The sequence below is a fragment of the Nostoc sp. DSM 114167 genome (assembly GCF_052692655.1).
Genome location: NZ_CP195116.1, coordinates 8,094,904 through 8,120,861, shown reverse-complemented (window position 1 = coordinate 8,120,861; position 25,958 = coordinate 8,094,904). Strand labels below are relative to the sequence as shown.

At 41.0% G+C, this 25,958-nt stretch carries 27 protein-coding genes and 1 tRNA gene; 11 read left to right on the top strand and 17 right to left on the bottom strand.

The window, feature by feature from the left end:
• Nucleotides 1–468 precede the first annotated feature (468 nt).
• The gene (locus NSTC731_RS34210) at nucleotides 469–675 is read right to left on the bottom strand and encodes a hypothetical protein (RefSeq protein ID WP_445628839.1); all 207 of its coding nucleotides are present in this window, start codon (nucleotides 673–675) and stop codon (nucleotides 469–471) included.
• A 94-nt stretch (nucleotides 676–769) separates the two neighbouring features.
• Between NSTC731_RS34210 and rsfS the strand changes: the two genes are divergently transcribed.
• From rsfS to NSTC731_RS34185, 5 genes are all read left to right on the top strand, one after another.
• A complete protein-coding gene (gene rsfS, locus NSTC731_RS34205; protein WP_445628838.1) occupies nucleotides 770–1,228 on the top strand; it encodes a ribosome silencing factor in 459 nt (152 codons plus the stop codon).
• A complete protein-coding gene (locus tag NSTC731_RS34200) occupies nucleotides 1,225–1,725 on the top strand; it encodes a CGLD27 family protein (RefSeq protein WP_445628837.1) in 501 nt (166 codons plus the stop codon). Before rsfS ends, NSTC731_RS34200 begins: the two co-directional genes overlap by 4 nt.
• 116 nt (nucleotides 1,726–1,841) lie before the next feature.
• Complete coding sequence (locus NSTC731_RS34195; protein ID WP_445628836.1) at nucleotides 1,842–2,795, top strand: asparaginase; 954 nt, start codon at nucleotides 1,842–1,844, stop codon at nucleotides 2,793–2,795.
• Between the two features lie 47 nt (nucleotides 2,796–2,842).
• Nucleotides 2,843–2,919 (top strand) — tRNA-Met (locus NSTC731_RS34190).
• A 103-nt stretch (nucleotides 2,920–3,022) separates the two neighbouring features.
• Nucleotides 3,023–4,474: a YcjF family protein gene (locus NSTC731_RS34185; RefSeq protein ID WP_445628835.1), complete on the top strand. Its 1,452-nt coding sequence runs from the start codon at nucleotides 3,023–3,025 to the stop codon at nucleotides 4,472–4,474.
• Between the two features lie 192 nt (nucleotides 4,475–4,666).
• Here the strand turns inward: NSTC731_RS34185 and NSTC731_RS34180 are convergent, their stop codons facing one another.
• From NSTC731_RS34180 to NSTC731_RS34170, 3 genes are all read right to left on the bottom strand, one after another.
• Nucleotides 4,667–5,233: an IS630 family transposase gene (locus tag NSTC731_RS34180; RefSeq protein ID WP_445628834.1), complete on the bottom strand. Its 567-nt coding sequence runs from the start codon at nucleotides 5,231–5,233 to the stop codon at nucleotides 4,667–4,669.
• A complete protein-coding gene (locus tag NSTC731_RS34175) occupies nucleotides 5,230–5,742 on the bottom strand; it encodes a helix-turn-helix domain-containing protein (protein ID WP_445628833.1) in 513 nt (170 codons plus the stop codon). Before NSTC731_RS34175 ends, NSTC731_RS34180 begins: the two co-directional genes overlap by 4 nt.
• Nucleotides 5,743–5,950: 208 nt before the next feature.
• Nucleotides 5,951–7,000: a sugar transferase gene (locus NSTC731_RS34170; protein ID WP_445628832.1), complete on the bottom strand. Its 1,050-nt coding sequence runs from the start codon at nucleotides 6,998–7,000 to the stop codon at nucleotides 5,951–5,953.
• Nucleotides 7,001–7,198: 198 nt separating this feature from the next.
• On the opposite strand from NSTC731_RS34170, the gene NSTC731_RS34165 reads away from it, so the two are divergent.
• Nucleotides 7,199–7,996, top strand: a complete 798-nt coding sequence (locus tag NSTC731_RS34165; protein WP_445628831.1) for a 7-carboxy-7-deazaguanine synthase QueE — start codon at nucleotides 7,199–7,201, stop codon at nucleotides 7,994–7,996.
• A gap of 143 nt (nucleotides 7,997–8,139) precedes the next feature.
• On the opposite strand, the gene NSTC731_RS34160 is transcribed toward NSTC731_RS34165, so the two are convergent.
• Together NSTC731_RS34160 and NSTC731_RS34155 are read right to left on the bottom strand one after the other, a co-directional pair.
• Nucleotides 8,140–8,784, bottom strand: coding sequence for a DUF3318 domain-containing protein (locus tag NSTC731_RS34160; RefSeq protein WP_292729213.1), 645 nt, complete (start codon nucleotides 8,782–8,784; stop codon nucleotides 8,140–8,142).
• Nucleotides 8,785–8,862: 78 nt separating this feature from the next.
• Entirely contained in the window at nucleotides 8,863–9,420 is a 558-nt protein-coding gene (locus NSTC731_RS34155) for a hypothetical protein (protein WP_292774879.1), read from the bottom strand.
• 385 nt (nucleotides 9,421–9,805) lie between these two features.
• Between NSTC731_RS34155 and NSTC731_RS34150 the strand changes: the two genes are divergently transcribed.
• The gene (locus NSTC731_RS34150) at nucleotides 9,806–10,687 is read left to right on the top strand and encodes a LysR family transcriptional regulator (protein WP_445628830.1); all 882 of its coding nucleotides are present in this window, start codon (nucleotides 9,806–9,808) and stop codon (nucleotides 10,685–10,687) included.
• 341 nt (nucleotides 10,688–11,028) lie between these two features.
• On the opposite strand, the gene NSTC731_RS34145 is transcribed toward NSTC731_RS34150, so the two are convergent.
• The 4 genes from NSTC731_RS34145 to NSTC731_RS34130 form a co-directional block, all read right to left on the bottom strand.
• The gene (locus NSTC731_RS34145) at nucleotides 11,029–12,408 is read right to left on the bottom strand and encodes a hypothetical protein (RefSeq protein ID WP_445628829.1); all 1,380 of its coding nucleotides are present in this window, start codon (nucleotides 12,406–12,408) and stop codon (nucleotides 11,029–11,031) included.
• Between the two features lie 172 nt (nucleotides 12,409–12,580).
• Nucleotides 12,581–13,198, bottom strand: a complete 618-nt coding sequence (locus tag NSTC731_RS34140) for a Uma2 family endonuclease (RefSeq protein WP_445628828.1) — start codon at nucleotides 13,196–13,198, stop codon at nucleotides 12,581–12,583.
• A gap of 184 nt (nucleotides 13,199–13,382) precedes the next feature.
• The gene (locus NSTC731_RS34135) at nucleotides 13,383–15,191 is read right to left on the bottom strand and encodes an ABC transporter ATP-binding protein (protein WP_445632238.1); all 1,809 of its coding nucleotides are present in this window, start codon (nucleotides 15,189–15,191) and stop codon (nucleotides 13,383–13,385) included.
• A 342-nt stretch (nucleotides 15,192–15,533) separates the two neighbouring features.
• Complete coding sequence (locus tag NSTC731_RS34130) at nucleotides 15,534–15,692, bottom strand: hypothetical protein (protein ID WP_445628827.1); 159 nt, start codon at nucleotides 15,690–15,692, stop codon at nucleotides 15,534–15,536.
• 89 nt (nucleotides 15,693–15,781) lie between these two features.
• On the opposite strand from NSTC731_RS34130, the gene NSTC731_RS34125 reads away from it, so the two are divergent.
• Nucleotides 15,782–16,000 (top strand): hypothetical protein, encoded by a 219-nt coding sequence (locus NSTC731_RS34125; protein ID WP_094342777.1) that lies wholly within the window; start codon nucleotides 15,782–15,784, stop codon nucleotides 15,998–16,000.
• A complete protein-coding gene (locus tag NSTC731_RS34120) occupies nucleotides 15,993–16,415 on the top strand; it encodes an aspartyl protease family protein (protein WP_445628826.1) in 423 nt (140 codons plus the stop codon). Before NSTC731_RS34125 ends, NSTC731_RS34120 begins: the two co-directional genes overlap by 8 nt.
• A 195-nt stretch (nucleotides 16,416–16,610) precedes the next feature.
• Here NSTC731_RS34120 and NSTC731_RS34115 read toward each other — a convergent pair whose 3' ends face one another.
• Both NSTC731_RS34115 and NSTC731_RS34110 read right to left on the bottom strand, forming a co-directional pair.
• Nucleotides 16,611–17,741: an aldo/keto reductase gene (locus tag NSTC731_RS34115; RefSeq protein WP_445628825.1), complete on the bottom strand. Its 1,131-nt coding sequence runs from the start codon at nucleotides 17,739–17,741 to the stop codon at nucleotides 16,611–16,613.
• Between the two features lie 162 nt (nucleotides 17,742–17,903).
• Complete coding sequence (locus NSTC731_RS34110; RefSeq protein ID WP_190730096.1) at nucleotides 17,904–18,401, bottom strand: bifunctional nuclease family protein; 498 nt, start codon at nucleotides 18,399–18,401, stop codon at nucleotides 17,904–17,906.
• Nucleotides 18,402–18,754: 353 nt separating this feature from the next.
• Between NSTC731_RS34110 and NSTC731_RS34105 the strand changes: the two genes are divergently transcribed.
• Nucleotides 18,755–19,435 (top strand): riboflavin synthase, encoded by a 681-nt coding sequence (locus NSTC731_RS34105; RefSeq protein ID WP_445628824.1) that lies wholly within the window; start codon nucleotides 18,755–18,757, stop codon nucleotides 19,433–19,435.
• A 69-nt stretch (nucleotides 19,436–19,504) separates the two neighbouring features.
• Here the strand turns inward: NSTC731_RS34105 and NSTC731_RS34100 are convergent, their stop codons facing one another.
• Nucleotides 19,505–21,112: a M23 family metallopeptidase gene (locus NSTC731_RS34100; RefSeq protein WP_445628823.1), complete on the bottom strand. Its 1,608-nt coding sequence runs from the start codon at nucleotides 21,110–21,112 to the stop codon at nucleotides 19,505–19,507.
• Between the two features lie 89 nt (nucleotides 21,113–21,201).
• Entirely contained in the window at nucleotides 21,202–22,020 is an 819-nt protein-coding gene (locus NSTC731_RS34095; RefSeq protein WP_445628822.1) for a biotin--[acetyl-CoA-carboxylase] ligase, read from the bottom strand.
• A 77-nt stretch (nucleotides 22,021–22,097) separates the two neighbouring features.
• Here NSTC731_RS34095 and pgeF point away from each other — a divergent pair, with 77 nt between their 5' ends.
• Entirely contained in the window at nucleotides 22,098–22,883 is a 786-nt protein-coding gene (gene pgeF, locus NSTC731_RS34090) for a peptidoglycan editing factor PgeF (RefSeq protein WP_445628821.1), read from the top strand.
• A gap of 49 nt (nucleotides 22,884–22,932) precedes the next feature.
• On the opposite strand, the gene NSTC731_RS34085 is transcribed toward pgeF, so the two are convergent.
• From NSTC731_RS34085 to NSTC731_RS34075, 3 genes are all read right to left on the bottom strand, one after another.
• The gene (locus NSTC731_RS34085) at nucleotides 22,933–23,280 is read right to left on the bottom strand and encodes a hypothetical protein (RefSeq protein WP_445628820.1); all 348 of its coding nucleotides are present in this window, start codon (nucleotides 23,278–23,280) and stop codon (nucleotides 22,933–22,935) included.
• Between the two features lie 100 nt (nucleotides 23,281–23,380).
• Nucleotides 23,381–23,833, bottom strand: coding sequence for a retroviral-like aspartic protease family protein (locus tag NSTC731_RS34080; RefSeq protein WP_445628819.1), 453 nt, complete (start codon nucleotides 23,831–23,833; stop codon nucleotides 23,381–23,383).
• A 276-nt stretch (nucleotides 23,834–24,109) separates the two neighbouring features.
• Nucleotides 24,110–25,597, bottom strand: coding sequence for a glycosyltransferase family 87 protein (locus tag NSTC731_RS34075; RefSeq protein ID WP_445628818.1), 1,488 nt, complete (start codon nucleotides 25,595–25,597; stop codon nucleotides 24,110–24,112).
• Between the last annotated feature and the right edge of the window lie 361 nt (nucleotides 25,598–25,958).

The following is a 25,958-nucleotide window of genomic DNA, read 5'->3' as shown; positions in this document are numbered from 1 at the left end:
TACTCTTAAAAATATAATAATAGACAAGCAGGTTGTCAGGTGGATTGTTGAACTAAAAATCTCGTGGCTCACTTCATTCAATAGACCTCTTGCAAAAGTCCCTAACACCCCACCCCCAACACCTTCCCAAAGCATAGGAAAGAGGAGCGTTTACTTTCCTCAAATGCGCGGTGGGGTTCTTTATTTTTGATTTATGCAAGAAGTATAGCCGTAGTCACATAGGTTAGGACAGTGTTGAACGCTCAAAGCCTTGACAAAACTGGGTTTTTACTCAGCACGGGCTAAACGTCCCGCTGACGCTAACAGCACTCAGCACTTTGCTATATAATCCGGGAGTTACTGTGATAAAGTATGTATTTATACTTATTTATATGTGTGTATAATAAATCGTACTTTTGCTAGACCAGTAATTAGTATGCTGTGTTGGATCGTAATTTTTAGCAGACAGTATAAAACGTAGATGTGTAGTTACCTGCAAATTACTAGCTTTAGATTACATATTATGCTGTTTGATGAATCTGCAATTATTTTCCCTATCAATTCCTGCTGCAAAGCTATTGGTTGATCGATCGCTGCACAATAACCATCAGCTTTTGGGCTATTGCGGATATCGAAATCTAAACAGCCAATTATCAAACTAATCCCATAGACACCTGTTTTTTTGTTAGTATTCAAAAAAACCTATTGGCATATTTGTCAGATCAATTGTTCGTTGTTTGTAAGTAAATGTCAACAATTGTTTCACAAGGAAGAAAGTACCTGAGGTTTAATGACTGATTATTTCCAAGGAAATTTACCATTGCAATCTGTCCCACTGACTAAGAGTGCGGTAATAAGCCACGGCCAAACCGAAGAGGCGAGCGAAAAATTAGCTGCAACGATCGCTGTTGCGGCATCAGACCGCAAAGCAGGTGAGATTTTATTGCTCAAAGTAGCAGAGGTATCTTACCTGGCGGATTACTTTGTGATGATGACTGGCTATTCTAAGGTACAGGTAAGGGCGATCGCTCAAGCAATTGAAGGAAAAGTCGAAACTGAGTTGCAACGCCGTCCCTTAAGAACAGAAGGAAAAGTCGAGGGCAATTGGGTACTACAAGATTACGGTGATGTGATCGTTCATATCATGATGCCCAAGGAACGAGAGTTTTATAATTTAGAAGCGTTCTGGATTCATGCAGAACGTATTTCCCTTCCAGAATCTGATGAAGGTGAGGGTAAGCCAACATGATTAGGTCTTCGGTTTCTAATTGCCCAGTTCCTACAGACCAACAACCACTCAATGAATACGAAGAGTTAAAAACTTCCTGGCTGTTTCGTGATACCACTTTACATTGGCGCGAGTATATCACAAAACTTGTTTGGATTTGGGGTTTATCTTGGGTCTTCGCAGGGCCGATAGCTGCGGCAAGTTTTCCTCCTCACAAGTATATTGCACATTTTATCCTTTGTGGTGCAGCAGGAGCCAGTGTCGGGTTAGTGCTGATACTGGTAAGGTTATACTTAGGCTGGTTCTACGTGTGCGATCGCCTTTGTAGTCCCACAGTATTTTATGAAGAATCCGGCTGGTACGACGGTCAAACTTGGACTAAACCACAGGAAGTCCTTAACCGCGATCGCTTAATTGTCTCATACGAAATCAAACCGATTCTGCGGCGGTTACAATTTACCTTCGCTGGGTTGGCGGGAATGTACGTTATTGGTACTATAGGTTGGCATTTGTTTTAAAACGTCATTAGTCATTAGTCATTAGTCATTAGTCATTAGTAAATAAACAAAGGACAAAGGACAAAGGATTAATAACCAATGACTAATTAATTAAAAAAGGTGATAAATATAAACCCATGACAATGGGAAAACGAACTCAAGCCACAGCATTGGAAGTCCGGTTGCTGCGGGAAGGTATTATTGAATCCAGGCATATAGTCCAAGCTGTTGTCTGCGACGAACGAGGACGGGTTCTAACCGTTGCCGGAAATTCTGAAACTGCTGCATTTATCCGTTCAGCCCTCAAACCATTTCAGGCACTTGCTGTCACCACCACAGGTACACTAGAACGCTATCAACTCAGCGATCGCGATTTAGCAATTATCACAAGTTCCCATAAAGGAAGAATCGATCAAGTCCGACAGGTATTTAACATCCTTTGGCGGGCCGATCTTGACCCAACTGTACTCCAGTGTCCAATTCCTGAAGATAAGCACAGTCCTCTGGAATACAATTGCTCTGGAAAACATGCCGGAATGTTAGCCGTTTGTCAGCAACGCCATTGGCCTTTGAATAACTACTTGGATCGCAAACACCCAATACAGCAGTTAATTTTGGGCAAGGTAGCAGAGTTGCTGCGAATGCCAGCAGCAGAATTTATCAGCGCTCATGACGACTGTGGCGCACCAACATATCTAATGCAACTCGGTCACATGGCATCTTTATATGCACTGCTAGCCTCCAGTACCAACTTGGATATGGAGCGCATTGTCCGTGCTATGACTCATCACCCCGCAATGGTAGCAGGAGATGGAGAATTTGATACGGAACTGATGCGCTTAACTCCCGGAGAACTAGTCAGCAAAAGTGGTGCCGAAGGAGTGCAGTGCATTGGTAGACTCGGTGAAGGCTTGGGATTGGCAATCAAAGTCATGGATGGGGCGAAACGAGCAAAATATGCTGTTGCTATTCACTTACTCCAGCAAATGGGGTGGATTAGTCCCAGCGGCGCCGAAAGCCTCTCAGAAAAGTTTGTCACCTTGGGAAAATACAAGCGTTTAGAAGTAATTGGAGAATTATCATTTTTATAGTTGCCAAACTCTTGACTATTAGGTTATACTATAAAAGTTAAGAGCAACGCGGGATAGAGCAGCCTGGTAGCTCGTCGGGCTCATAACCCGAAGGTCAGTGGTTCAAATCCACTTCCCGCCACCACATAGAACATAAAACAAAACCCTACAATCAGTAAAGATTGGAGGGTTTTGTTTTATTTTGATCTATTCTGGAAGAAATAGCCATCCAAAAAGCGCGGAGAATCATGGTTGTGAAGTTGCAGCGACCAATTTTAGTGGGAGGATTGGGACTTTCCTTTTCCCTGTGGATGTTGGACAGTTGGCACGATTCTATAGTGCAGGTGGGTGAGTTCGGTTTGTTGAGTGCCTTAGCTGTCGGTGGTGGTTTGTGGTTATTCCAGCAAAAGCGCCCCAAAGACAGTTTAGAGCAGCTAGATGGTATGGTAGTGGATCGGGCAACTGTGGAAAGTGCGATCGCTAAAACTGAAACTGTAATTAACCAACTAGCACAAGAAACAGAAAACCATCCAGCCTTAGAGACACTCAGAGAACAAGTTGCTCAATTGTTGCTGGAATTAGACAGAGAAAAAATTAAAGTAGCTGTGACTGGCGGTAAATCCGTGGGTAAAAGCACTTTAATTGAAGTGCTACAAATAGAGACACAAAATTTCGTATCTCTACAAGAGACAGCACCTTTATTTAGAGAAGTGGGCGAAAATTCAGATGCGGCTATTTTGGCAGAAGTAGCAAAATCTGATTTTGTGCTATTTCTGACAAACGGTGATTTGACAGACTCAGAATTTCAAACTTTACAGCAGCTAAAGGCAGCAAATCAGCCTAATATGTTGGTTTTCAACAAACAAGACCAGTATTTAACTGATGAAAGCGCTAACATCTTTAGTCAATTGAAACAGCGGATGCAAGGAAATGTAGTTGCAACTGCGGCCTCTCCCGTTGCCATCAAAGTCCGAAAGCATGAGGCTGATGGTTCTGTGCAAGAGTGGATGGAGCAACCAGCAGCAGATATCCAGCAATTAACGCAACAGTTAGATGAAGTTTTGGCACAGCAAGGACAACGGCTAGTTTGGCTAACAACCATGAGGAAAGCTGGGTTGTTGAAAGCTGAGGCAAAAAACTGGTTGAATGGAACCAGACGCGATCGCGCCACCCCAATTATTGAACAATATCAGTGGATAGCTGCTGCTGCTGCCTTTGCTAACCCAGTCCCAGCCTTTGATATTCTGGCAACTGCGGCAATTAATGCTCAAATGGTAATGGATTTGGGTAATATCTATCAGCAAAAATTTTCCCTAGAACAGGCACAAACCGTAGCTGGAACAATGGGAAGTTTAATGCTGAAATTGGGTTTAGTTGAACTTTCTACAAAGGCGATTAGTACTGTTCTGAAAAGTAATGCCGTTACCTTTGTTGCTGGTGGCGTAGTGCAAGGAGTAAGTGCAGCTTATCTGACTAGAGTCGCAGGGTTAAGTCTAGTTGAGTATTTCCAACAGCAGGAAATAGCGATAGATTCTGGAACTGGTTTGAATCTGGAGAATTTGCGGCAAACCTTGCAAAAGGTATTTCAGCAAAATCAGCAGATTGGTTTTTTGCAGGGGTTTGTTAAGCAAGGTGTGAAACGTTTGTTGCCAGAAGTGCAGCCGATTGAAGTAATTAGTGTTCAGAAGGCAATGGGATAATCTTATACACAGGATCGCTAAATTTTAGATTTTGAATTTTGGATTTTGGATTTAATGATTCAAAATCCAAATTTTTTTCAAATCCTAATTTTAATAGAGGATAAAAATACATAAACATCTTTGTTTTAATAAATCAGTCTAAAATCTCAAAACCAAAATTGGCTGACACTTGTGTGCTGCTGTTATACCAATTTAAATAGTGTTTAGGGCAGATAGGGCATCGAGAATGAAGGAATACCCCGTAATGGACATAATCACGGACGGTGTTAACTCAGCCAAGAGTTGATCAACTTTGGCTTGCAGTTGATCAAGTGTCTGAAAACAAGCCCATTTAAGATCCACTTTGAGGTGTGCCCATAACCGCTCAATTGGATTGAGTTCTGGACAGTAAGGAGGTTGAAATAACAAAACGACATTCTCAGGCACAATCAAATTTTTACTTGTATGAAAGCGCCCTTGATCAACTTGAAGAATATTGAGACTACCTGGATAAGCTTGAGAAAAATCATTCAAGAACTGTTGATAACACTGGGTATCAACGTGAGAAAATTGCAAAAAGAAGGATTCTCCGGTTGCTGGTTCCACTGCGCCATAAAGCCAAAAGGCTTTAAATAACCACTGCCATCGCCCTATCGGTTTGACTCCACAAGCCGTAATCAAGCGTCCAAGCATTGTGTGCAGTCCAAAACGACTCTCGTCTTCAACAAAATAGCGAATTGGGCGTTCTTGTTGGCGAATTTGTCGATCATACTGGCTCAACAACTCCAGGTTGTCTGCAAGTTTTTTTTAAACGACTCTCGCTGTTGAGGCTTCTGCTTATTGTGTTGCGGACGTGGAACTTTTAGCTTAGCCTGGAGCCGATTATGGGTCATCTGATATACCGTGTGATATTCTGCTTCCACTCCCAAAGTCTGTGCCAACCATTGCTGCACTGCTCCGTAGCTTTCAAACCCATGATGCGGCTCCTCTAATCGCTTTGCCAACGCCGTTTCTGCCCATTGCGGAATTATCCTGACTCCTCCTGGCGATCGCTTGAGTTCCAGCATCTCATCAACTCCGCCTTGACGGTATTTCAATAACCAAGTTTGCACCGTATTGCGATGTTTCCCGATGGCTTTAGCCATCGCACTGATTGTCGGTGCATTCTCCTGTTTAAGCCAGTACAGCACTTGCAAGCGTTCTTTTGTTGTTGCTGTTTCTGCTTGACGCAACCTTTCTACCAATTCATTCAAACTTTCCTTGACTTCAATTGAGGTTACACCAACCATCGGTAGAGGTATCTAAACGACGATTCTCAGTTTACCTCATCTGCCCTGTATCCAATTTAAATTGGTATCAGTTTACCTCATCTGCCCTGTATCCAATTTAAATTGGTATTAGTAAACCTAAAATTTACCCAAGCCTAAAATAGGCTTGGGTGTATTTAAGAATATCGTGATTGCTAGTTCTCAAAAAATTGTGAATAAGGATAATTAGCTAAACAGCACCACTGTTTCTATTAAACAGAATAGCTATAGTTTTGAAAATTAGCTTTAAATCGTACACTAAACTCCAATTTTTTTGATACTGCAAATCCAGACGAATTACATCTTCAAAACTACGGACTGTAGAACGTCCATTTACTTGCCATTCGCCAGTCATACCGGGTTTTACATCTAAACGTTGCCACTCTGGTACTTCATAGCGTTCCACTTCATCGGGTGTAGGTGGTCGAGTACCGACTAAACTCATCTCTCCTTTGAGGACGTTCCAAAATTGGGGTAATTCATCAAGACTAGTTCGCCGTAAAAAACGCCCTACCTTAGTAATTCTGGGGTCATTTTCATTCTTGAAAAAAGCACCTTGTACTTGGTTTTTAACTAGGGATTTCTTCGCTTCTGCATCCACACACATAGAGCGGAATTTCCAAATCTTAAACCGCTTACCCATCCAGCCACAGCGGGTTTGACAAAAGAAAATCGGCCCGGGATCGTTAATTTGAATTGCGATCGCAATTGGAATAAACAAAATTCCTGTAATTAATAAACCAATCACTGACCCGACAATATCTAAAAACCGTTTCATCCAAGATGCCATAGAAGGGTGAGTAGTGGGTAACTGCTCTACTTTACGGGAAGTTGTCTTCCGATTATCTAGTACGTCATCTTGTTCTATTAACGGCCTATCCTCCACAAGTTCTAAAGGAAAAACCTGATCCAACCCTGTGAGTTTTAGAACTGCCATGACTTGAGGTGTTACATTTCGCAGTGTTAATGTAATACCTTGAGTTTGAGCGTATTTAAAATTACTTACCAGGGCACCTAAACCACTACTATCGATAAAAGTAGTTTGGTGAAAATCAATAATGATTTGCTTAGGATGTGAATTAGGCTGGATTAAGCCTTGGCAGGTTTGCTTAAAGCCTAAAGCCTCCAGCACGCTCAACCGCGTCGGCACCTGCACTATAGCCATGTCGTTTAGGGAATTAACTGGAAAATCGACCTCTGTCGGTTGGCTAGTCATGAAGCTCTGCACTTTCGTTGCCATGTATAATGTAATATGCCAAACATTACTTTGTCCTACAAAATTACTTAACCTAATATCGGAATTAGTGGTAATTAGGACTAACTGCTATTTACCGGGGCTGAGATTGGAGATCGCTAGCGACGATTCACAATAGAACAAGAAGCCAAAAAACATCCTTGCTGTTGTGCCGACGCAGCGCGATCGCGTTGCTCTCATCAAATGATTGCTAAAAATACGGTTACACCTACCGCACGCCTGATTGAGGTCTTTTCTGCCATTCAAGGGGAAGGACTGAATGTAGGGACACGTCAGATATTTATTCGTTTTGCTTTGTGTGATTTGCGCTGTCACTTTTGTGATAGTGCCCACACTTGGAGTGCACCTACAACTTGTCGGATAGAGCGATCGCCTGGATTGCGCGACTTTGAAATTCACTCTAACCCTGTCCCATTACCCATATTACTCGAATGGGTGGAACAGCAAAATCTACCTTGTCTACACGATAGCATTAGCTTAACTGGCGGCGAACCACTTCTTCATGCCTCATTTTTAACGCAGTTTCTACCCCAAGTGCGAGCCATAACTGGTCTACCTATATACTTAGAAACCGGCGGACATCGCCCAGAACAACTAGCAATGATTCTCCCCTACTTAGACTCTGTAGGTATGGATTTCAAATTGCCCAGTGTTAGCGGCGAAAGTCATTGGCAAGAACATAGTAAATTTCTCCAGTTATGTCATGACTCATATTTAAATGTTTTTGTCAAGATAATTGTGTCTCAAGACACAGATCCCGCCGAGTTGGAACGTTCAGCTTCGTTGGTGGCAGAGGTCAGTCCAGATATCTCAGTATTTTTACAACCTGTTACGCCTTTGGCAGTATCAGAACAATTTTCTCCAGTACCTGTACTTGCGCCTTCTGGCGATCGAGTTTTGATGTGGCAAGCTTTGATGAAAGGGTTTCTTAAGCACGTGCGCGTGATCCCCCAGACACATAAAATGCTGAACCAGTTGTAAAATTTTAGTTTGATAAAGATGTAGTCAAGAAAAAAGTAAGATTTTATGAAATGGTAATTGGGCTGTTGCCTCTTATGAATTAGGAAGGCAGCAGCCCAATTACTAGCAGCAGGGCTGATTTATGCCATTTCAAATAGAAGTTGCTATAGTGCGCCCTCATCTGGAGCTTTGGATTTAGCTTTTGCCTTATTGGCACTGCGTTTGAGGGCAGAGAGCCTTGCTTCGTATCTCGACCGTTGGCGCTTACTAGGAGTATTATCAATCAGGGTTTTCAAGGCGCTACCGAGACTCTTGTAGGCATTGGGGAGGCTATAACCAAAACGAGTTGCTAAAGCGATCGCTTTCTCATCAGCATTGAGCAATTCTCTTAGTTGCTTTTCCCCATTATTCTTTTGGTACAGTCGCCAGCCTGACACGCCACAAAGCGACAAAGCTAACACCAGCAGCAATCCATCTTGTACCCACAATTCCCCGACAGCACCACCTAAACCGATAGCTAGTGCTGCCATTTCCCAACCATCTTTAGGAATTGTGTCATTTTGAACGCGAGCAACCTCATGCCAGAACAGCAGATTACGCTGATCCATTGCGAGGGCATCCCATTTCACCAAATCAATTTGAATTTCTACCTGGTCTTTACCAATTTCTTCGCAGCGAACCAGGGGTGGATTGACCTCAGTTGTGCCTTCAACCGTGACCCAGCTTTGCAGTTCTGGTGGTAGTAAGGCTTTCAACCGCCGGAGTTCGCTCATTTCCGCTTTGGCAGAGGAGGTTGCATAGGATGTCATAAATATCCAGCCCCAGAAAATTTCAGTATATAGTGAGGGTATCACTTTGGAGTATAGCTATTTAAGTAACGATCCGTCTCACTCACTAGGAAAACTTCCTCGCTTTTTTCGGGCTTCCATTGCTTTTTCTAGTAAATCTAACAATCCTGGGGCTTCTTCTTGGATACTGAGTAATAGTCTTTCCCCAAGTTCTATATTCCCCGGATCGAGGCCTGTTGCCATCACTTCTGTCAAGCGAGGTATTGCTATGCCATCCACAATCTGAATTAATCCACTCAGACAACGGTGAAATTGTTTTTCTGTAAGAATCGAGTCCTCTAAAGGAAACTCAATAATGGCACGAATTTCACCATCGGATGGGTCATACTCCCATTGCAACATTTTGGTTTCCCAAGAAATGGCCAGCATTGTTTGGAGGATAGCTGCCTTGTGAGGATGGTCTTGGATACCTCCCAGAACTTGAGGGGCAAATACCCGAAAAAATTTTCCTTCTTCATCCAGTTGGACAACTATTAGGAAATCTTCTAGATTATCAGCCTCCACACCTGTTATAATTCGGTCTTCTTCATCATCAAAACGGTAGTCCCAACCAAGGTTGTCTAAATAGTTGGCAATCTGTTTGAGGTTAGCTCCCATAAAAGCCTCATAAGGAACGTGGAGCAGTTGTTACCAGACCTAGTTTAACCTGCTAGGGGTAGCTGTTTGGGTTGGTGTGGATACTTCCGATCGCATAGAAGTATGCAATGAAGGTATTGGGGATGGGTTATGGGGTATGGGGCATTGAAGATAAGAAAAATAGACGTTCAGTCGGCCCTATGAAGAATGATATTTTTTGAATGACTCTTGCTGATTCTTAAAGAGACAATCATTACTGTTTTTCAAATGTTAGTCAGTCAAGGATATAGTCCTAACTCTCTTAAATTTTAATTTTTTATAATTTGAATGAATGTCTTGCTAGAGCAAGCATAGTGGCAGGATTTGTAAGCAAATAGAAAATTGAAACTTATGAAATATCGAAAAAATGGAACTGCGACACCTGCGCTACTTTATTGCTGTAGCTGAAGAACTGCACTTCAGTAGAGCCGCCGAGCGACTGCACATCGCTCAACCACCCTTAAGCCAGCAAATTCAGCAATTAGAGGCGCAATTGGGGGTAGAACTGTTTCACCGTAAAACCAAACGACAGGTGCAACTAACAGAAGCAGGACAAGTTTTTTTGCAAGAAGCTTATCAACTTTTAGCTCAACTCCAAAAAGGAATTGAGCTAACCCAAAAAACGGGAAGAGGTGAAAAGGGACAATTACGAATTGGGTTTACCAGTTTGGCAACTTATGATTTGCTTCCTGTGATTTTGCGGCGATTCCAAGAACAGTTTCCAGAAGTAGAGTTGGTATTGCAAGAATTAACCACAACTCAGCAAGAACAAGCACTACAGAATCGGCACATCCATGTAGGTTTTGCCCATCCACCCTTAGAAGACAACACACTCAATCAAGAGTGCATTCAGCAAGAAGCTTTAATTGTGGCTATGTTAAAAACTCATCCCTTAGCTGAACAAGAAAAGATTTCAGTGCGATCGCTAGTAAACGAAAACTTTATCATGTTCCCTCGCCATTTGGGGCCCGGACTTTACGATCAAATCGTAAGTCTATGTCAGCAAGGAGACTTCAGCCCAAAAGTGACTCAAGAAGCGATTCAGATGCAGACGATTATCGGATTGGTTTCAGCAGGAATGGGGATTGCGATCGCACCGTCTTCATTGCAAAATCTTCAGAGAACTGGTGTAGTTTATCGTACTCTGGAGGAGAAAACACCACTAGTAGAAACGGCCATAGTGTGGCAGGAAGAAGATATGACACCTGTACTAAAGGAATTTCTACAAGTTGTCAGGAGTATCTGTTAAGAAATGACGGCCCTATTTTGATGGAGATATTATGCAAACACAAGTTAGCTTGATTTTTGCCATTCTACTTATTTGTTTAAAACGGGTTTTGCTAGGTTATCAAAACAGTAATTGAGAAAAAAGGGTGGTTAATCACTCATGATATTCATACTCTTCAGACGGAAACCTTGTTATATACTTTGTACATGAGCGATCACTTTTCGTTAGATTTAGGGTTAAGTAGCATCATAGTGATTTTATCTAAGTTGGTGAGAGAGAGGGTAATCGCATTTACGGTGCTGAAAATGGACGGCTATAACTGAAACCTTGTTTTTTACTCTTAATTTACAATTTGAGAATTATTAATATAAAATTAGTAGCTTCACATCCTTTAAAATGTCCTCTAGATGCTTTTCTTGTTCTTTATCTATTAAAGAATTATCAACTATTTCTAACAATTTTTTCTTTTCAAAGTTAATGACTCCTTTATTTACTTTTATAAATTCGTTTTGCTTAGACAATACAATAATAGTTATTATTAATACACGGAGATAATCTAGTATTTCTATTAAAAACTCTTTAGAATTATAATGGCTATCTAATTTTTTTACCTCTTTTTCCAACTCAATATCATCGCCATGAGCAAACGTACTCCTTATACTGTAAGCTACTTTTAGCTTCTTTTTTACATCAATGGCAGAATAATTTAATAAGCTGAGTATCTTTGCTCCACGTATGCAAAAACGGAATGCTATTTCCTGATTTTCAGCTAAAATTAGAGATTCTAAACCAATTACTGCTTTTGTAATTTTTTCTTCTAAAAAAGTATTGCTAAGTAAAGCTTCACAATAATGCCTATAAGCAATACCTAAATGAATCATTTCTTTATTTTCTGTTCCTAAATTATAAAAAATTGTGGGTATTATATTTGCTAGTTTTTTAAAAAAAATAATAAAATTATCTTTGTCGTTTTCTGTCACTTCAAGTGTATTAACATTAGTAAAATTAAGATATTTTAAATTTCCAAATCTTCCAATTATTTTTCTTTTCCATACAATTGATTCTGAATCTAGATCGTAAGAGATATATTTAACACTACAGACTCTAAATAAACGTAAAATCGCAATAGTTTTTTCAACTTCAAATTGTATTTCATATCCTTGATCTAGATATGATTCTACATTAGCTATAGCTGAAGTTGTCTGATAGTATGTTCTATCTATCGAAGTTTGAACGTAAGGATAAATAATATATTCCTTCTCGAAATCTTTAGGTTCAACTTGCCTAAAAATAATTTTTAATTTATCAATATTCAATTCAATTGGTGCAGTCTGTAATTTAATTCCTGACAGGTCAATATTTGCAGTACACTTGAAGGTTTCATTATTAACATCTTTTAAAAAAATATCTATAATTGAATTTATTTTTGCCTCATTGATATTAGGTAGATTCAAAAAAGAATGAGCAAGATAATCTATAAAATTATCTAATAACATAATTTCTATATTCATCTCATCATTTATTTTATATTCTAAAACTGATTGATAATTTCTAGTATTTTTAATCTTGTTAATAACTTCTTGAGAAAGACTATAATTTTTTTTAGTAATATACTCAGTCTGTGATTGCCAGTTTGGATTATCAGCATTGTGTTGAAAGTTAACTATCTTGTCACGACAATAGATACTTTCGCTTACATTAATGGAAGAAGACTTAATACTATATTCAATTTCATCTTTCACTATAAAAGCTAATTGCTTTAGTAATTATTTAATATTTTTCATATATTTAAAAAAATGTATTATGCACTATTTGTTAGGTTTATACATTAGCTGAGAAAACATTTAAAAGTCCAATTAATAAAGTATAGCAATTAAATTAATGGGTGCTTTGTATAAGTAAAGCGATCGCACCTTACCCCAATTCCTCAACATCAGCACTTTCCCCTTCAAACTCAACAGGCTCAAACTCCACCTTGTTGTATAAATCTTGTAGAGAAATCTCAAATGGTACGGTTACAAGTGCGATCGCTTCATCTTCTTCATCATATTCACGAAGCGTCCATTGTTTTTTCCCAGTTTTAGAAAATTGATCTACATGAATCCGAGTTTGGTCAATTAATAGATATTCTTGAAAGGTAGAAATAGTCCGGTAAGCCTGAAATTTATCTTCGCGATCGTAGCCTTTGGTAGATTTTGACAAAACCTCAACAATAATCTGTGGGTTTATAATTATATCCTTTCGGTTGTTAAAAAACTCTGGTTCACCCGCCAGAATCATCACATCTGGATAGGTATAGGTACGCTTTTGGAGTATCCACAGACGAACATCACCCATGAAAACGCGGTAATTCTGCTTTTTAAAAGCAAAATTCAACTCAGTACTTAAGTTAAGTGCTATTTGATTATGATTTACTGTTCCACCCGCCATAGGAATTATTTGTCCATTAATGTATTCACTTTTGTAGTCAGCAGCTTCTTCTAGCTCTAAATATTCCTCTGGGGTATAGTATCGCTGTTTTGTTATTTGCATAATTTTATCGGGTAACAATGTTTAAAAATACGGCTCGTCTAGGCACTAAAGATATTTTATCCATGTTGACCGAACTGGTTAACAGGTTAGATAGAGGTTTTATGTGCTTTCTACAAGGTGAGCGTAGGCGCAGCCGACTGTAGGCATCGCTATCTCAATTTACAAAGTCTTTTAACTTCTTTTCCTATTGATAACCAGCAGCTTGTAAGAGAAACAACTTGGCATAACGTCCTCCTAGCTGTAATAATTCTTCGTGAGTTCCCTGTTCTATAACTTCGCCGTTTTCTATAACTAGAATTTTGTCAGCCATTCGTACCGTCGAGAAGCGATGGGAAATCAAAAGTACCATCTGATTTTGAGTTATCGCGCGAAAATGATTGAAAATTTCAAACTCAGCTTGGGCATCTATTGCTGATGTTGGTTCATCTAACACCAAGATATCTGCTTGCGATCGCATAAAAGCACGAGACAAAGCAATCTTCTGCCACTGTCCCCCAGAAAGTTCTTGTCCTCCCTTAAACCAACGACCAAGTTGAGTCTGAAAGCTTTGAGGTAATTGGTCAATAAAAGATTGGGCCATGCCTTTTTGGGCAGCAGTTTTCCACTGTGTTTTATTTTCGAGATGTTCTACATCGCCTACGCCAATATTCTCTCCCACAGTGAACTGGTAGCGGACAAAGTTCTGAAAAATCACACCAACGCGACGCCGCAACACATCCACATCCCATTCCTGCAAATCCAAGCCATCTAAAAAAATTCGCCCGGAGTCTGGTGTGTAGAGTCGGGTAAGTAATTTGATTAAGGTAGTCTTACCGGAACCGTTTTCACCCACAATTGCCAGTTTTTCTCTGGGTTTTAAGTGCAGCGAAATGTTTCTCAATGCTGGCTTGGAACTTCCCGGATAAGTAAATGAGACATTCTCAAAACGGATACCATCTTGGGAATTTAAACCAATGGTTGCCTTACCCCAAGATTTTGGTACTTCTTCTTCTAAAAAATCGTAGAGATTTGATAGATATAGGTTGTCTTCATACATCCCTCCAATAGAAGTGAGGGCATTGGAGAAAGTAGACTGTCCTTGGCGAAACACGGTGAGATACATTGTCATATCTCCCAAAGAAATCTTACCTAGCACTGTTTCCAGCACAATCCAAGCATAAGCTAAGTAAAAAGCACCAGTACTCACTAAACTCAAGAGATATCCCCAAAGTCCTCGTCGCAGAGTTAAATCGCGGTCTTCGCCATATAGTTGATCGAATAGGCTGCGATAACGTCCTAGCAGCATCTCTCCCAACTGGTAGAGTTTAACTTCTGTGACAAAATCTTCTCTTGCTAGCAGATTTTCTAAGTAGTTTTGTTGACGGGTTTCTGGCGCACGCCAACTAAACAAGCGAAAGGCTTCTCCAGCAAATTTTGTTTCGGCAATAAATACAGGCATAGCTGCCAAAACCAGTACCACCACTGCCCAAACTGAGAAATTGACCAGCAAAATCCCGTAGGTGATTAAGGATAGGGCATTTTGCACCAACCCAAAGGTGCGGTTTACTAGGGAAAGGGGACGAACCGATGCTTCTCGTCGGGCATTGGTCAATTTGTCATAAAATTCTGAGTCTTCAAATTGCCTAAGATCGAGTGTCAGCGCCTTTTCTAAGATGAGTACATTTACTCGCTGACCCATTAGCGCCCGCAATAACGACTGACAAATAGTGATTCCTCGCTGACTGCCTGCTAGTAAAATTACAGCGATCGCTTCTAATCCTACATAAAATAGCGAGGGGTAAATATTGACAAAACCATCGCTTTGTGTATTAGCTTGAGATGCAAATACCACTGCATCAACAATTAACTTACTAATGTAAGATATCGCCGCCGGTAAAAGACCAGCAACTATTGTTAAACTAGCCAGAAAAATAGTAAGCGATCGGCTAGTAGTCCATACCAAGCTTACAGCTCGTCCACTGTAGCGGAAAACCGTCAGTGATTGGCGCAGGATATTTCTTTTTTTTTAATCTTCATCTTTCTTGCCGCGAGATACCCCAGCTTGGGCGGATCTTCCTAACTCTATTAAATCTTTATTAATTTTACATTTTTCTAAGAATGTTCGCTGAAAACCCCGAAGTTAAAACCTAAAAACTAGTTTTGTAGGGTGTGTTATGCCGTGGGCTAACGCACTAGGGTGTTAACTTTGTACCATTTTAGGTGTTCAAAATTCATGCAATATATATATGCCAGTAGTTCTAATCAAGCGGACTACGAACAGCTTTACCCAGAAAGAAGGTAGCTGTAATGCTTGATATATTAGGATTTAGAAAAAAATTATATGGAAAACTGACTTTTACACAAAGGCTTTCAAATAGCTGTTATACATATAGCTCCAGAGGGTGCAATTGTACAGGTCAAAGTAGGGCGATCGCCTATCGTCGTAGGCTGGGTTGACAACAGGAAACCCAGCATCACTTTTCTCTGGCAGTATTAACCAGAAGCCAGATTGCACTATAAGCTGCAACCGTGGATGCAATCGCGAGGCTAAAATGAGAGGGCGATCGCTTCCTTTCACCAGCCCTCAGACGAGGAGATTCTCAAATGCCATTAGCTGAACTCATGTCACAAATCCAAGAACTTCCAAAAATTGACAAGCTTCGGCTAATGCAGTTCCTTGCCACAGAACTGGTCAAGGAAGAAGATGCAAACTTTTTTGTTGCGAACCGGGAGTATCCAGTCTGGTCGCCGTACAATTGTTCTGAGGCTGCCAATGTCTTGATGAATCTTCTGGCGACAAAGCAGCAAGAGAAGAATGGTTGACACTCAAAAATTTCCCTACAAAATTATTGATAGTAGCCTTGGCATAGTTGATCGAGTGCCATACATACCTTTGAGGCTCAGTCTTAATGGTCAATCTCTGAACACTGAAGGTTTATTGGATACAGGTGCAAGCGTTAATGTTTTGCCCTATGAGTTGGGTTTACAACTGGGCTTAATTTGGGAGGATGAAACTCTCTCAGTTCTATTGACAGGGAACTTGGCTCGATTTGAAGCTCGTGCAGTCGTTGTTGATGCTCAAGTCAGTTCATTCCCCACCATTAATCTTGCATTTGCTTGGACACATACACCCAATGTGCCTTTAATCTTGGGGCAAGCTCATTTCTTCTTTGAGTTTGATGTTTGTTTCTTCCGCGCGCGTTCTGAATTTGAAGTTCGTCCCAAAGAGGTTGGATAAAATGAAGATAGGAGCGTCAGTTGGCAGCGATTGCTGAGGTACGGTCTAACAATCTCGTTGCACACCGACTGTACAGAGTCTCTGATTTTCGGTGCATTAGGACTAATATCCATAACGCACCCTACCAGATTCAAGCCAATGTGCATGAGGTTTTCCGACTTGTGTGTACACAGTAAGTCTTTAGACCGGAGAGTGTCAGCTCCACAATCTCCTACCTACTTTCCCATTTAATCTTTGATGAGTATCTTCCAACAAAGCTGGAATATCTAATTTTGCTGGACAGCGAGGCAAACAGTCACCACATTCTGTACAACGGTTGCCTTTCATTCCAGGGAACCAGTGACCGGCATTTTCAAACATTCCGTAACGATATTGGCCATAGTCTTTCATGTCGTATGCCACAGCGAGATTACGTAACCGTAACACCTCTGGAATATTAATATTTTCTGGACAAGGTAAACAAGCATAACACTGGCTACAATTATCAGTTTCCAAAGTAAGTTTTTGGTGATTTTCTAACTGCTGGAAAGTGGAAATTTCTGCTGATGTTAACTCTCCATCATGGTCAGCAATTTGCAAAGGTTCTCTTAATTCACCTGGGTTAGCTGGCCCTATACTCAAAGTAGTAATACGGCGATCTGAAAGTAAAAATCGATAACTTAGTTCTAAGGGTGAATACGGGTAACACAGGTCTTTTAAGGTTTGAGGTGGCGTGTAGAGACGTCCTCCCTTATCAGCAGGGGAAATAATGAAAATGCCCATATCCTTTTCGGCAGCTAGTTGAATCGCTAGTGCGTGCCGTTGAAAAAAATAGTAATAATGCAGATTGACAAATTCAAATAAATCTGTATTTATTGCAGCCTGAATTACCTCTAATGACCCGTGGGTGGAAAAACCGACGTGTCGCACTCGACCATCAGCAATAGCTTCCTCTACTGCTTGCATACAGCCATTTTTGGCTTGCACCCATTCCAAATGTTGCCACGTATTCAAACCATGAACACCTAAGCAATCTAAATAATCTAGTTGTAATCGTTCTAGGGATTCGTCGATGCACCGACGCATGGTGTCAGCATCTGCTGTGGCTGAGATTTTGGTAGTGACATAAAGCCTAGTTCGGGGTACTGACAACCCAGCTTTTAGCGCTCTACCAAGATACTCCTCGCTTTTGCCATAACCTCGGGCAGTTTCTAGATGATTAATTCCTAGCGCTAAGGCTTGTTCGATGGTCTGGTGAGCATTTTCAAAATCAGCCAAGTAGCGCATTGTTCCCAAGGAAAAAACCGAGAGGCGCAGATTCGTTTTTCCAAAGCGTCGGTATTGCATTTTTAACAAAGAGTTAAGAGTTAGGAGTTATAAGTTAGGAGTTGAAGGAAATAAATCATAACTCTTAACTCCTAACTTTTTTTGCTTACAAGTTAGGAGTTGAAGCAAAATAACTCATAACTCCTAACTACTAACTCATAACTCATAACTCATAACTTTAATTTAGCTGTCGTCATTACCAAAGCGCTTGATCAAATCTTCAGGACGGAGATTAGAAATAAATTCACGGAAGGCTTGCTGTTCGGCTTCATCTGCATCGCGATCGACAGGGATAGAAGCATCGGCAATGACTTCTTCCATTACCCAAATGGGAGTATTTGTACGGAGGGCAATAGCGATCGCATCGCTAGGACGCGCGTCAATTTCTTTTTTGACTTCGCCTTGCTGGACAATTAAAGCTGCATAAAATGTATCCTTTTGCAGGGAATGAATAATCACCTTTTCTAGAGTCATATTCCAAGTCTCTAGAATATTCACAATCAGGTCGTGAGTTAAGGGTCTGGGAGGCTTCTGATTCTCCAGCGCGCCCATAATTGCCCTAGCCTGTTCCTGACCAATGTAAATTGGCAAAGCCCGCCGATCTGAAGAATCTTTCAAAAGGACGATCGGGCTGCGGGTTATGGCATCTAATGCTATGCCAGCGACTTTCATTTCAATCATTGCCTAAGCCTCTACAATGCTTTGAGAGTCTTGGATGCCGTGTAATAAATAGCACCCATTTTTAGGCGGTTTGGTGACAGTAATAAACATAAGCATTCGTTCTCTATAATTGCTTCTATTAAACTCCGAACTTGTGGTGAAAACCAGAGTAAGTCAAATTGGTCTTCTTAGACAATAACCTTCTTACCCAAGTATGCCCTGTGAAGGATGCTAATGTGTTAATATTCCTATGCGAAAAAACTATGCGAAAAAAAGTCAGAAAATATACTTGGATGTTCGAGATTTCTGTGACAATTACCAATTGATTTCCGGCCAAATTAGGCAATAAATAGAGTTAGTTTGACAAAAAAGCCGTGTTTACAGGATTAATCCAGGCATTAGGAACGATGGAACCCTTAGGGGGCGATTCTTGGCAAATTACTTGTGTAAGCCATTCGGGTGAAGTAATTATGCAAGATTTGGCTTATGGTGACAGTGTTGCTGTAGATGGTGTTTGCCTGACAGTGGAACAAGTTTTAAAAGACGGGTTTATTGCCACGGCTTCACCGGAAACTCTACGCCGGACAACCTTGGGAGGTGAGCAAACCCAACGGAGATATGTCAATTTAGAAGCGTCGCTCAAGGTAGGCAGCAAAGTTGGCGGTCATTTTGTGATGGGTCATGTAGACGGCATCGGTCGATTGCTAGTGGCAGAACAAACGGCTAGTTCTTGGGAAATGACCTTTATTGCTTCCGCTGCGATCGCACGGTACATTGTCCCCAAAGGTAGCATTGCCGTCAATGGCATCAGTCTCACAGTCGCCGCTTATGAGCCAGAACTCTCCCAATTCAAAGTAGCGGTAATTCCCCTGACATACAGCGAGACAAATCTTCGCTACTTGGTTTCTGGCAGTTTGGTAAATCTAGAAGGGGATATTCTCGGCAAATACGTCGAAAAATTCCTTTATTCTGGCAACCCCCACACCAGAGCTAATGATGACAATAGTATAGATGGCATTACACCCGCATTCCTCGCAGAACACGGGTATTTGTAAGTAACTAAAGGAGTTTGGAGTTTGGAGTTTTAAATTCATAACTCTTCACTCCTCACTCCTAACTTTCTTCTAACTGCCTGGTTCTTGACTAACCTGAGCAGTTTGCAAACCCCGCACTAACTGACTGAGGGCACTTTGTAATTCCACGCCTGGGTCAGAAGCAACCCACCCATCTTGTGTCAGGTGACGAACTTCAAAGTGCAGGTGAGGGCCTGTGGAGTTCCCAGTGCTGCCAACTCGCCCGATGACAGTTCCAGGCTGTACCCACTGACCGGGTTGAACAAGGATTTCTGACATATGACCGTAGAGAGTTTGTTCAGCAGATTTGTGATTTAGGATAACAGTTAAACCATAACCACCCACCCAATTAGCAGTTTCCACTTGACCCGCAGCAGCAGCCAAAACTGGTGTTCCTGTAGGCGCACCCAAGTCTGTACCAGCATGGAACCGTTGAGTACCTGTGATTGGATGAATTCGCCAACCAAACAAAGAAGTAATGGGAGCGGGAATAGATAGGGGATACATCATTCCCGTACCACTATAGGCGACTCTCCCCATGTAGGGGATTTGCGGCAATACTGATGCCAGTGAGAAGTCGTAAGCTACGTTGCTGGGGCGGGGTGCAATGTTACCATCTGCCATTGGTGGCGGTAAAGTCCCACCACTTGGTGCAATCGGAGCTGCACTTACTCTGGTAGGACTGAATTCAGCGGGAGTCGGGATAAACCGATTCGGGCGAAATGCGCTCTTGGTGACGACACCGCTAGAACCACTTTGAGCAGCACGCCATCTACTAGTATTGCCAGTAGTTGCAATTGGCCGCACGGGTGGAACTACTACTGGTAATTGAGCGTTTTGACTTCTTCTGAGCCAATTAGGTGCTGATTTACGATTAGAATCAGCTACACTTTTTTGGGGTACTTTGGCACAAACGCCGCCTAATACACTTTGCCCTGATGGCAAAATGGCTCGACAACCACTAGAGCGTTCTGTAACAATTACAGAGTTTGGTGCTTGATAAGTAGCTGTTGCACCACTGTCATAACTATTAGGATCGATATAAGCGTTATTATAATCCTTGGTTTTTTGTGCCGTTGCACTGACAGGGCTGTTAGAGTTATTTGATGGTTGAGCAACTACTGGAAGTTTTTCAGGTGCATAGCGGGCAGGGGCATTGGGTTTTTCCTGTCTCACCCTTACAGGAGTAACCTGGGAAGCTTCTACTTTGGGCTTTGACTGTCTGATAATTACAACAGGTTCAGCTGCTTCGATTTTAGGTGTAGACTGCCTAACTGGCTCTTTTGATTGAGCAACCTCTGGCCTGCCTAGTCTCTGTCTGAGTCTGGCTCGCCGTTGGGAAAATTCCGGTTGCGCTTGAGCGGCTTCCGGCGCAGCAGCCTGTTTTTTAACACTTTGGCTTCTCTGCGAGACGCTGCGCGAACGCTCAGTGTTAACTGGATTTGTAACGGCTGTTGGCTGAGAACTTTCAACAGTAGGAACGATGTTATCTATTTGTGCTTCCGTTTGGGCAAATACGAAGCCACCGCTAAGGAGGCTAACGCTACTCAGCCAACAGAGGCTCTGAGCTGGTAGCGTTGAGGCAAAACGTTTTTTTGTCAGACTTTGCTGCCATAAGTAATGCAAACGATGATCGGCAGAATTATTGCGCTGCGTCATTTGTTCTCTCAGTTGTGTGTAATTGCCTAAAGAGATGATGCTAGTGGTTTGTCTTGCCCCGAGAGCGAAATTTTGAACAAACCTCAAATTTAAACGGAAGATTTATGGTACCCCAAACTGATTGTACCGGGTTCAATATAAATTTCCGGTGAAATTAATTCCTTTGTATCATGTGTTTCTAAATCAACTCGTAAATTTCCTTGAAGAGTCACCCCAACTACTGTACCTGAAAGATTATTGACGTACACCCGATCGCCTATGTTTGTAAACAATTCTAAATAGCGAGACAAGAGTATATTTACTCCTTCTTGTTCAAGGCACTCCATACCGGATTCTATTCCTAGCAAGACTCTAGAGGTTAACATTTCCAGACAAGAAATTGGTCTGCTATCTTGGGAAGCTTGCCACGATTCCAGATTGATTCCAGTTTCTGGTACTGGGTTTGTCCAGTTAATACCAACACCAATTACTGCTTGGGTGATTTGTCCTTTGTTTACTTTGGTTTCTGTCAAAATGCCGCCTAGTTTGCGACCATTTAAAACTAAATCGTTAGGCCATTTTATCCCAACATCTATACCGTGTTGACGCAATTGCGACGCAATTCCCCAAGCAGTGGCAAAAGTTAGCTGATAGCTGTCAGTAGCTTCTATTTTGTGGTCGAAAGAAATTGCCACGGAAACATATAATCCCCCAGCCGGAGAAATCCACTGGCGGCCCCATTGTCCCCGCCCAGCAGATTGCACAGTTGCGATTACTACTGTTCCTGAAATAGCCCCTTGGTTGAGTAAGTTCCAGAGGGTTTGGTTGGTTGAAGAGACGCTTTCAAAAAAGTGAAGAGAAAATGGTAAATATGTATGCTTACGCCCTGCTAGCAAGGCTGCTTCCAAGTTTTGCAGATTAAATCCCACAGCAGTTAACCCAAATTCCGTTGTTCAAGTTAGCATTGATTGGCTGATGAGTGATTTCTGTTTAGGTTTGGTTGAAGATGCACACTTGGCACTGGCGCAATTGGGAAGGACTCCCCTATCTAACTTGTAGTATTCTGGAACGTTGGCATCACGGCTTCTTTACCCACCAGTTTTGGCCGCGATCGCCACAAGTTATCACAGAAGTATTGCAACCAGAGGCATCAGTCTATCGCTTAAAGCAGGTTCATGGCAATACTGTTCTCACCCCCCAAGAAGTTGAAAGCTTCTTAAGTTCTGCACAGGAGGATTTCGCATCGGCAGATGGTTTAATCAGCGAACAGCCAAAACAAGCGGTTTGGGTCGCTAGCGCAGATTGCACACCCGTGTTGATTGGGGATGTGCGAACTGGACAGGTAGCAGCATTACACGCAGGCTGGCGGGGGACTGCCAAGAAGATTGTTCCCTTGGCGATCGCTAGATTACAATCTCAAGGCAGCAAACTTGATGATTTACGGATTGCGATGGGCCCAGCGATCGCTGGTGAGGTTTACCAAGTCTCTATCGAAGTGGCTGCCGAAATTGGGGCTAGTATTATATCACATAATGACGAAGAAAAAATTGTTCAAGCGTTGTATGAATTACCAAATTCACCTTTGCTAGAAGACCCCGATCCAGGAAAGGTACGGCTGGATGTGCGGCGAGTAAATACCTTACAACTGGAAAATATGGGAATTAATGCAGAACAAATTGCGATCGCACCTTATTGTACTTTTCAAACTCCAGAACATTTCTTTTCTTACCGTCGGGAGAAAGAAAAAAAGGTTCAATGGTCAGGAATTGTTAGCAGTAAAATAAGTCACTAGCATTCAAATGTGTTTTGGCTGATAGAGCAATCGCTTTATCAGCTTGGATTCAATATATAAATTCGCCATGTTGTGGATCAAAAATACGGCATTTTAACTGATGACAGAGATCCTGAATAATTCTCAAATCACAGATACCAACATGGGGTGAGAGATAAATCAACTTTACGGGTTCATCATCTAAACAGACTTTCCATACAGAAGAATCACTAGGATTTTCTCTAGTGCATCCTGGAAAGTAATAAAAACCATCGTAGAATTCAACGTTAGGATAAAGTTCATAAATTACAGAAATTATTTCTGTACTAGTACCAATTTCTAAAATATTCTCTTCAATGATATGGTTTATCGAGATTAAGTCAGGTGATACTCGCATTAGCCAAAAGCTGAGACTCATAACTGACAAAAACTTAACTTAAAGCTTCACTCAACAACTCGCAGTACAGGAAAACACCATCTACCAAAGATTGGATTTTCTCTGATGATAAGTTCTTAGCCTATATTCTCATCACAGGATAGTTAGGATACTCAGGATTCGGAATAAGTCGCTGATTTCTACACTCCACCAGTAAATCCAGCGTCTCAAGCACCGTTTGTCCAATCAAGACTATATCACCTATAACCAATGTTGCTTCGGTAGTTTCCCGTCCTGTTAATTCAATAATTACGGGTTCAGTGACGCCTATAGATTCTTCACTACCGTTGGCGTATTGAGCAATCTGTTGTCCTCGAATTCTCATACCAAGTTGCAGGGCAATAGACATGGGTAGTACAGTACGTACTGCTCCAGTGTCCACTAATGCTTCAGTTTCATACACCCGCAGCATATTCGGATTGAGCATTCCTCGGCTAACAAGCGCTTCATCAATGGCGTTAGTGAGCTTGACTTTGACTTGAACTGCACCCATAGGTTGATTGCTGGCAGAATGGTAACGATTGAGATTTACCATAATCCCTATGTTTTGGAAAATTATTTAATCTGTTTCTAGAGTATCCTATGTTGCCCAAAGGTTTACCGAATTTTAGATTTTAAATTTTGAATCTTCAATCCAAAATCTAAAATATAAACGGGTTTGAAAGCAAGCAAATTAAAACGCGAGAATAAATCCAAAATAAAAAATTTTTAATTTATCCCTGCATTCATGAGCCACTGCGGTCTTGAGACCTTTCCTAGTAGAGCAGGTGGCGTGCATGGGGTCAATCTAAAATCAAAATCCAAAATTAATTCACACCCGATTCAAAAGTTCAAATTTCATCACTTGTTTTTGACGAAGGGAACTAATTGCTAAAAGTAAAATACTCAGTGTAATTCCTAAAACTGCATAACTCGGTAGGGCGAAGATAGTTACTTTCATAATGTATGGCAATTCCCCTGCTTTTACGTTCCAACAATTTGCTAGCGAGTGGATAAGCCAGCCATGAATAACTGCTGTTTGCACTGCAATACAGCAAACCCCTACGAACCAAACAGACATTTTTATCCGAGAGAATTTACAATACCTGATCTGATACAGGAAATCATTTAGCAAAAAAACAACAGCAGGTATTAACATTACAGAACTAGTTTCCTGCGAATAATTGATGCCAATACTCAAGCAAGAAACTAGTACCATTTCTACTAAATATATTTTTTTTGACCAGTTGGTGACAGATTGTTGTAAATACCAATACCAACCCGCCAAACCAAGAAGTATCAAAACAATTAAGTTTGACAAAAGCTTGGCAAAGAATGGGTTATTGGGAACTAATCTTGGGCCCACAACCATCAAATCGAGACGACTGATTGATATATAAGGGCTAACTGCGGGATCATTTTGCCAGAGAGAAAATCCACGAGATGAATCGGACACGAATTGTGTCAAAGAATTACCTGTCAAGGCTAAACCTAAAAATGCTAGAGCCGTTACTGTGAAAACAGATACAAAAACTAGAGAGAAGCGTCTTTTAAGTAGAAAATAAAGAATGAATAATGCAGCTAATGTTGGCTTACAAAGGGCAATTCCCAAGCAAATTCCTGCTGGAATATCCTGATTTTTTCTAGCCAAGATAAACATCCATAAGGTCAGAACCGCAATAAAAATTGCAATATTACCAACTTGAAGATCGCGAACTACGCCATAAATCAAGGCAACCGAAATTGTGCAAATAGTTCTTAGAGCTAGTGACTTCGACTCTAGCAATATATTCGCTCCCCATAAGGCCAAACCGATTGCTAATATATGCATTAAAATTGAAATTTTAAATGCAGTATTCATCGAAAAATAACCGAGAAACCAGATGAGAGGAATAATATTAGGTGGATAGACAAACGGTGGAAGAGATCCACACACCGTAGTTATGGTACAGAAATTTTGGTTAAAAATCTCAACATTAAACGGACTCAAATGCTGATGAGCCAATTTACTCGCTACATAGTACCAGTGAAAATCCCATAAAGGTGCATTTGGCTGGTTTAGGAAATCAATTAGCCAGCCTGTATAACAGAGAAATCTCGTAACAACTAATACAACACATCCTTGGATGAAAAAGTTAACAATTGGTTGACGAAAAAATTTTATTAGCCGTTGTATGACTGAAGATTTTAAAAATAAAGAATTTTTCCAGGCTGCCTTTTCTTCATCTAATCGCCAATTATTGTTGAGAACTAAAGCAACTAAAATTAGTATAATTAAGTTCCAAAAGCCAAAGCTTATCATTAGAATTATTTTAATCATTATTTTTGCATTTAGTAAATAATATCGCTAAAGCAAATATGTACAATTAAGACTAAGATATTTTTATAACTACTTCATAAAGTTTTTACAATTACTCTATGTACAATTAAGACTAAGATATTTTTACAAACACTTCATAAAGCTTTTAAAATTTCTTCCCGCCAAAAAACAATAAAAGCAGGAAAAGATGTATTTATATCGCTACACAACATGATGATTTTGAACAATTTATAAGTTATAGAAGTTAACCCCTTCAAGGGGGTAAAAATATTACTTGAAAAATCCTTTTTAATCTCTTTTATCGGTGCTGTCTGCGTATGTAGGGGTTAGTTCAGTTACTTTTAACCAGAGAGGAGCGAGT

What these genes read in the sequence shown, in the direction of transcription:
- rsfS (WP_445628838.1), top strand. Translation starts at nt 770, where the DNA reads ATGACTGATTATTTCCAAGGAAATTTACCATTGCAATCTGTCCCACTG.
- NSTC731_RS34200 (WP_445628837.1), top strand. Translation starts at nt 1,225, where the DNA reads ATGATTAGGTCTTCGGTTTCTAATTGCCCAGTTCCTACAGACCAACAA.
- NSTC731_RS34195 (WP_445628836.1), top strand. Translation starts at nt 1,842, where the DNA reads ATGACAATGGGAAAACGAACTCAAGCCACAGCATTGGAAGTCCGGTTG.
- NSTC731_RS34185 (WP_445628835.1), top strand. Translation starts at nt 3,023, where the DNA reads ATGGTTGTGAAGTTGCAGCGACCAATTTTAGTGGGAGGATTGGGACTT.
- NSTC731_RS34175 (WP_445628833.1), bottom strand. Translation starts at nt 5,742, where the DNA reads ATGGTTGGTGTAACCTCAATTGAAGTCAAGGAAAGTTTGAATGAATTG.
- NSTC731_RS34170 (WP_445628832.1), bottom strand. Translation starts at nt 7,000, where the DNA reads ATGGCAACGAAAGTGCAGAGCTTCATGACTAGCCAACCGACAGAGGTC.
- NSTC731_RS34165 (WP_445628831.1), top strand. Translation starts at nt 7,199, where the DNA reads ATGATTGCTAAAAATACGGTTACACCTACCGCACGCCTGATTGAGGTC.
- NSTC731_RS34160 (WP_292729213.1), bottom strand. Translation starts at nt 8,784, where the DNA reads ATGACATCCTATGCAACCTCCTCTGCCAAAGCGGAAATGAGCGAACTC.
- NSTC731_RS34155 (WP_292774879.1), bottom strand. Translation starts at nt 9,420, where the DNA reads ATGGGAGCTAACCTCAAACAGATTGCCAACTATTTAGACAACCTTGGT.
- NSTC731_RS34150 (WP_445628830.1), top strand. Translation starts at nt 9,806, where the DNA reads ATGGAACTGCGACACCTGCGCTACTTTATTGCTGTAGCTGAAGAACTG.
- NSTC731_RS34140 (WP_445628828.1), bottom strand. Translation starts at nt 13,198, where the DNA reads ATGCAAATAACAAAACAGCGATACTATACCCCAGAGGAATATTTAGAG.
- NSTC731_RS34125 (WP_094342777.1), top strand. Translation starts at nt 15,782, where the DNA reads ATGCCATTAGCTGAACTCATGTCACAAATCCAAGAACTTCCAAAAATT.
- NSTC731_RS34120 (WP_445628826.1), top strand. Translation starts at nt 15,993, where the DNA reads ATGGTTGACACTCAAAAATTTCCCTACAAAATTATTGATAGTAGCCTT.
- NSTC731_RS34115 (WP_445628825.1), bottom strand. Translation starts at nt 17,741, where the DNA reads ATGCAATACCGACGCTTTGGAAAAACGAATCTGCGCCTCTCGGTTTTT.
- NSTC731_RS34110 (WP_190730096.1), bottom strand. Translation starts at nt 18,401, where the DNA reads ATGATTGAAATGAAAGTCGCTGGCATAGCATTAGATGCCATAACCCGC.
- NSTC731_RS34100 (WP_445628823.1), bottom strand. Translation starts at nt 21,112, where the DNA reads ATGACGCAGCGCAATAATTCTGCCGATCATCGTTTGCATTACTTATGG.
- pgeF (WP_445628821.1), top strand. Translation starts at nt 22,098, where the DNA reads ATGCACACTTGGCACTGGCGCAATTGGGAAGGACTCCCCTATCTAACT.
- NSTC731_RS34085 (WP_445628820.1), bottom strand. Translation starts at nt 23,280, where the DNA reads ATGAGTCTCAGCTTTTGGCTAATGCGAGTATCACCTGACTTAATCTCG.
- NSTC731_RS34080 (WP_445628819.1), bottom strand. Translation starts at nt 23,833, where the DNA reads ATGGTAAATCTCAATCGTTACCATTCTGCCAGCAATCAACCTATGGGT.
- NSTC731_RS34075 (WP_445628818.1), bottom strand. Translation starts at nt 25,597, where the DNA reads ATGATTAAAATAATTCTAATGATAAGCTTTGGCTTTTGGAACTTAATT.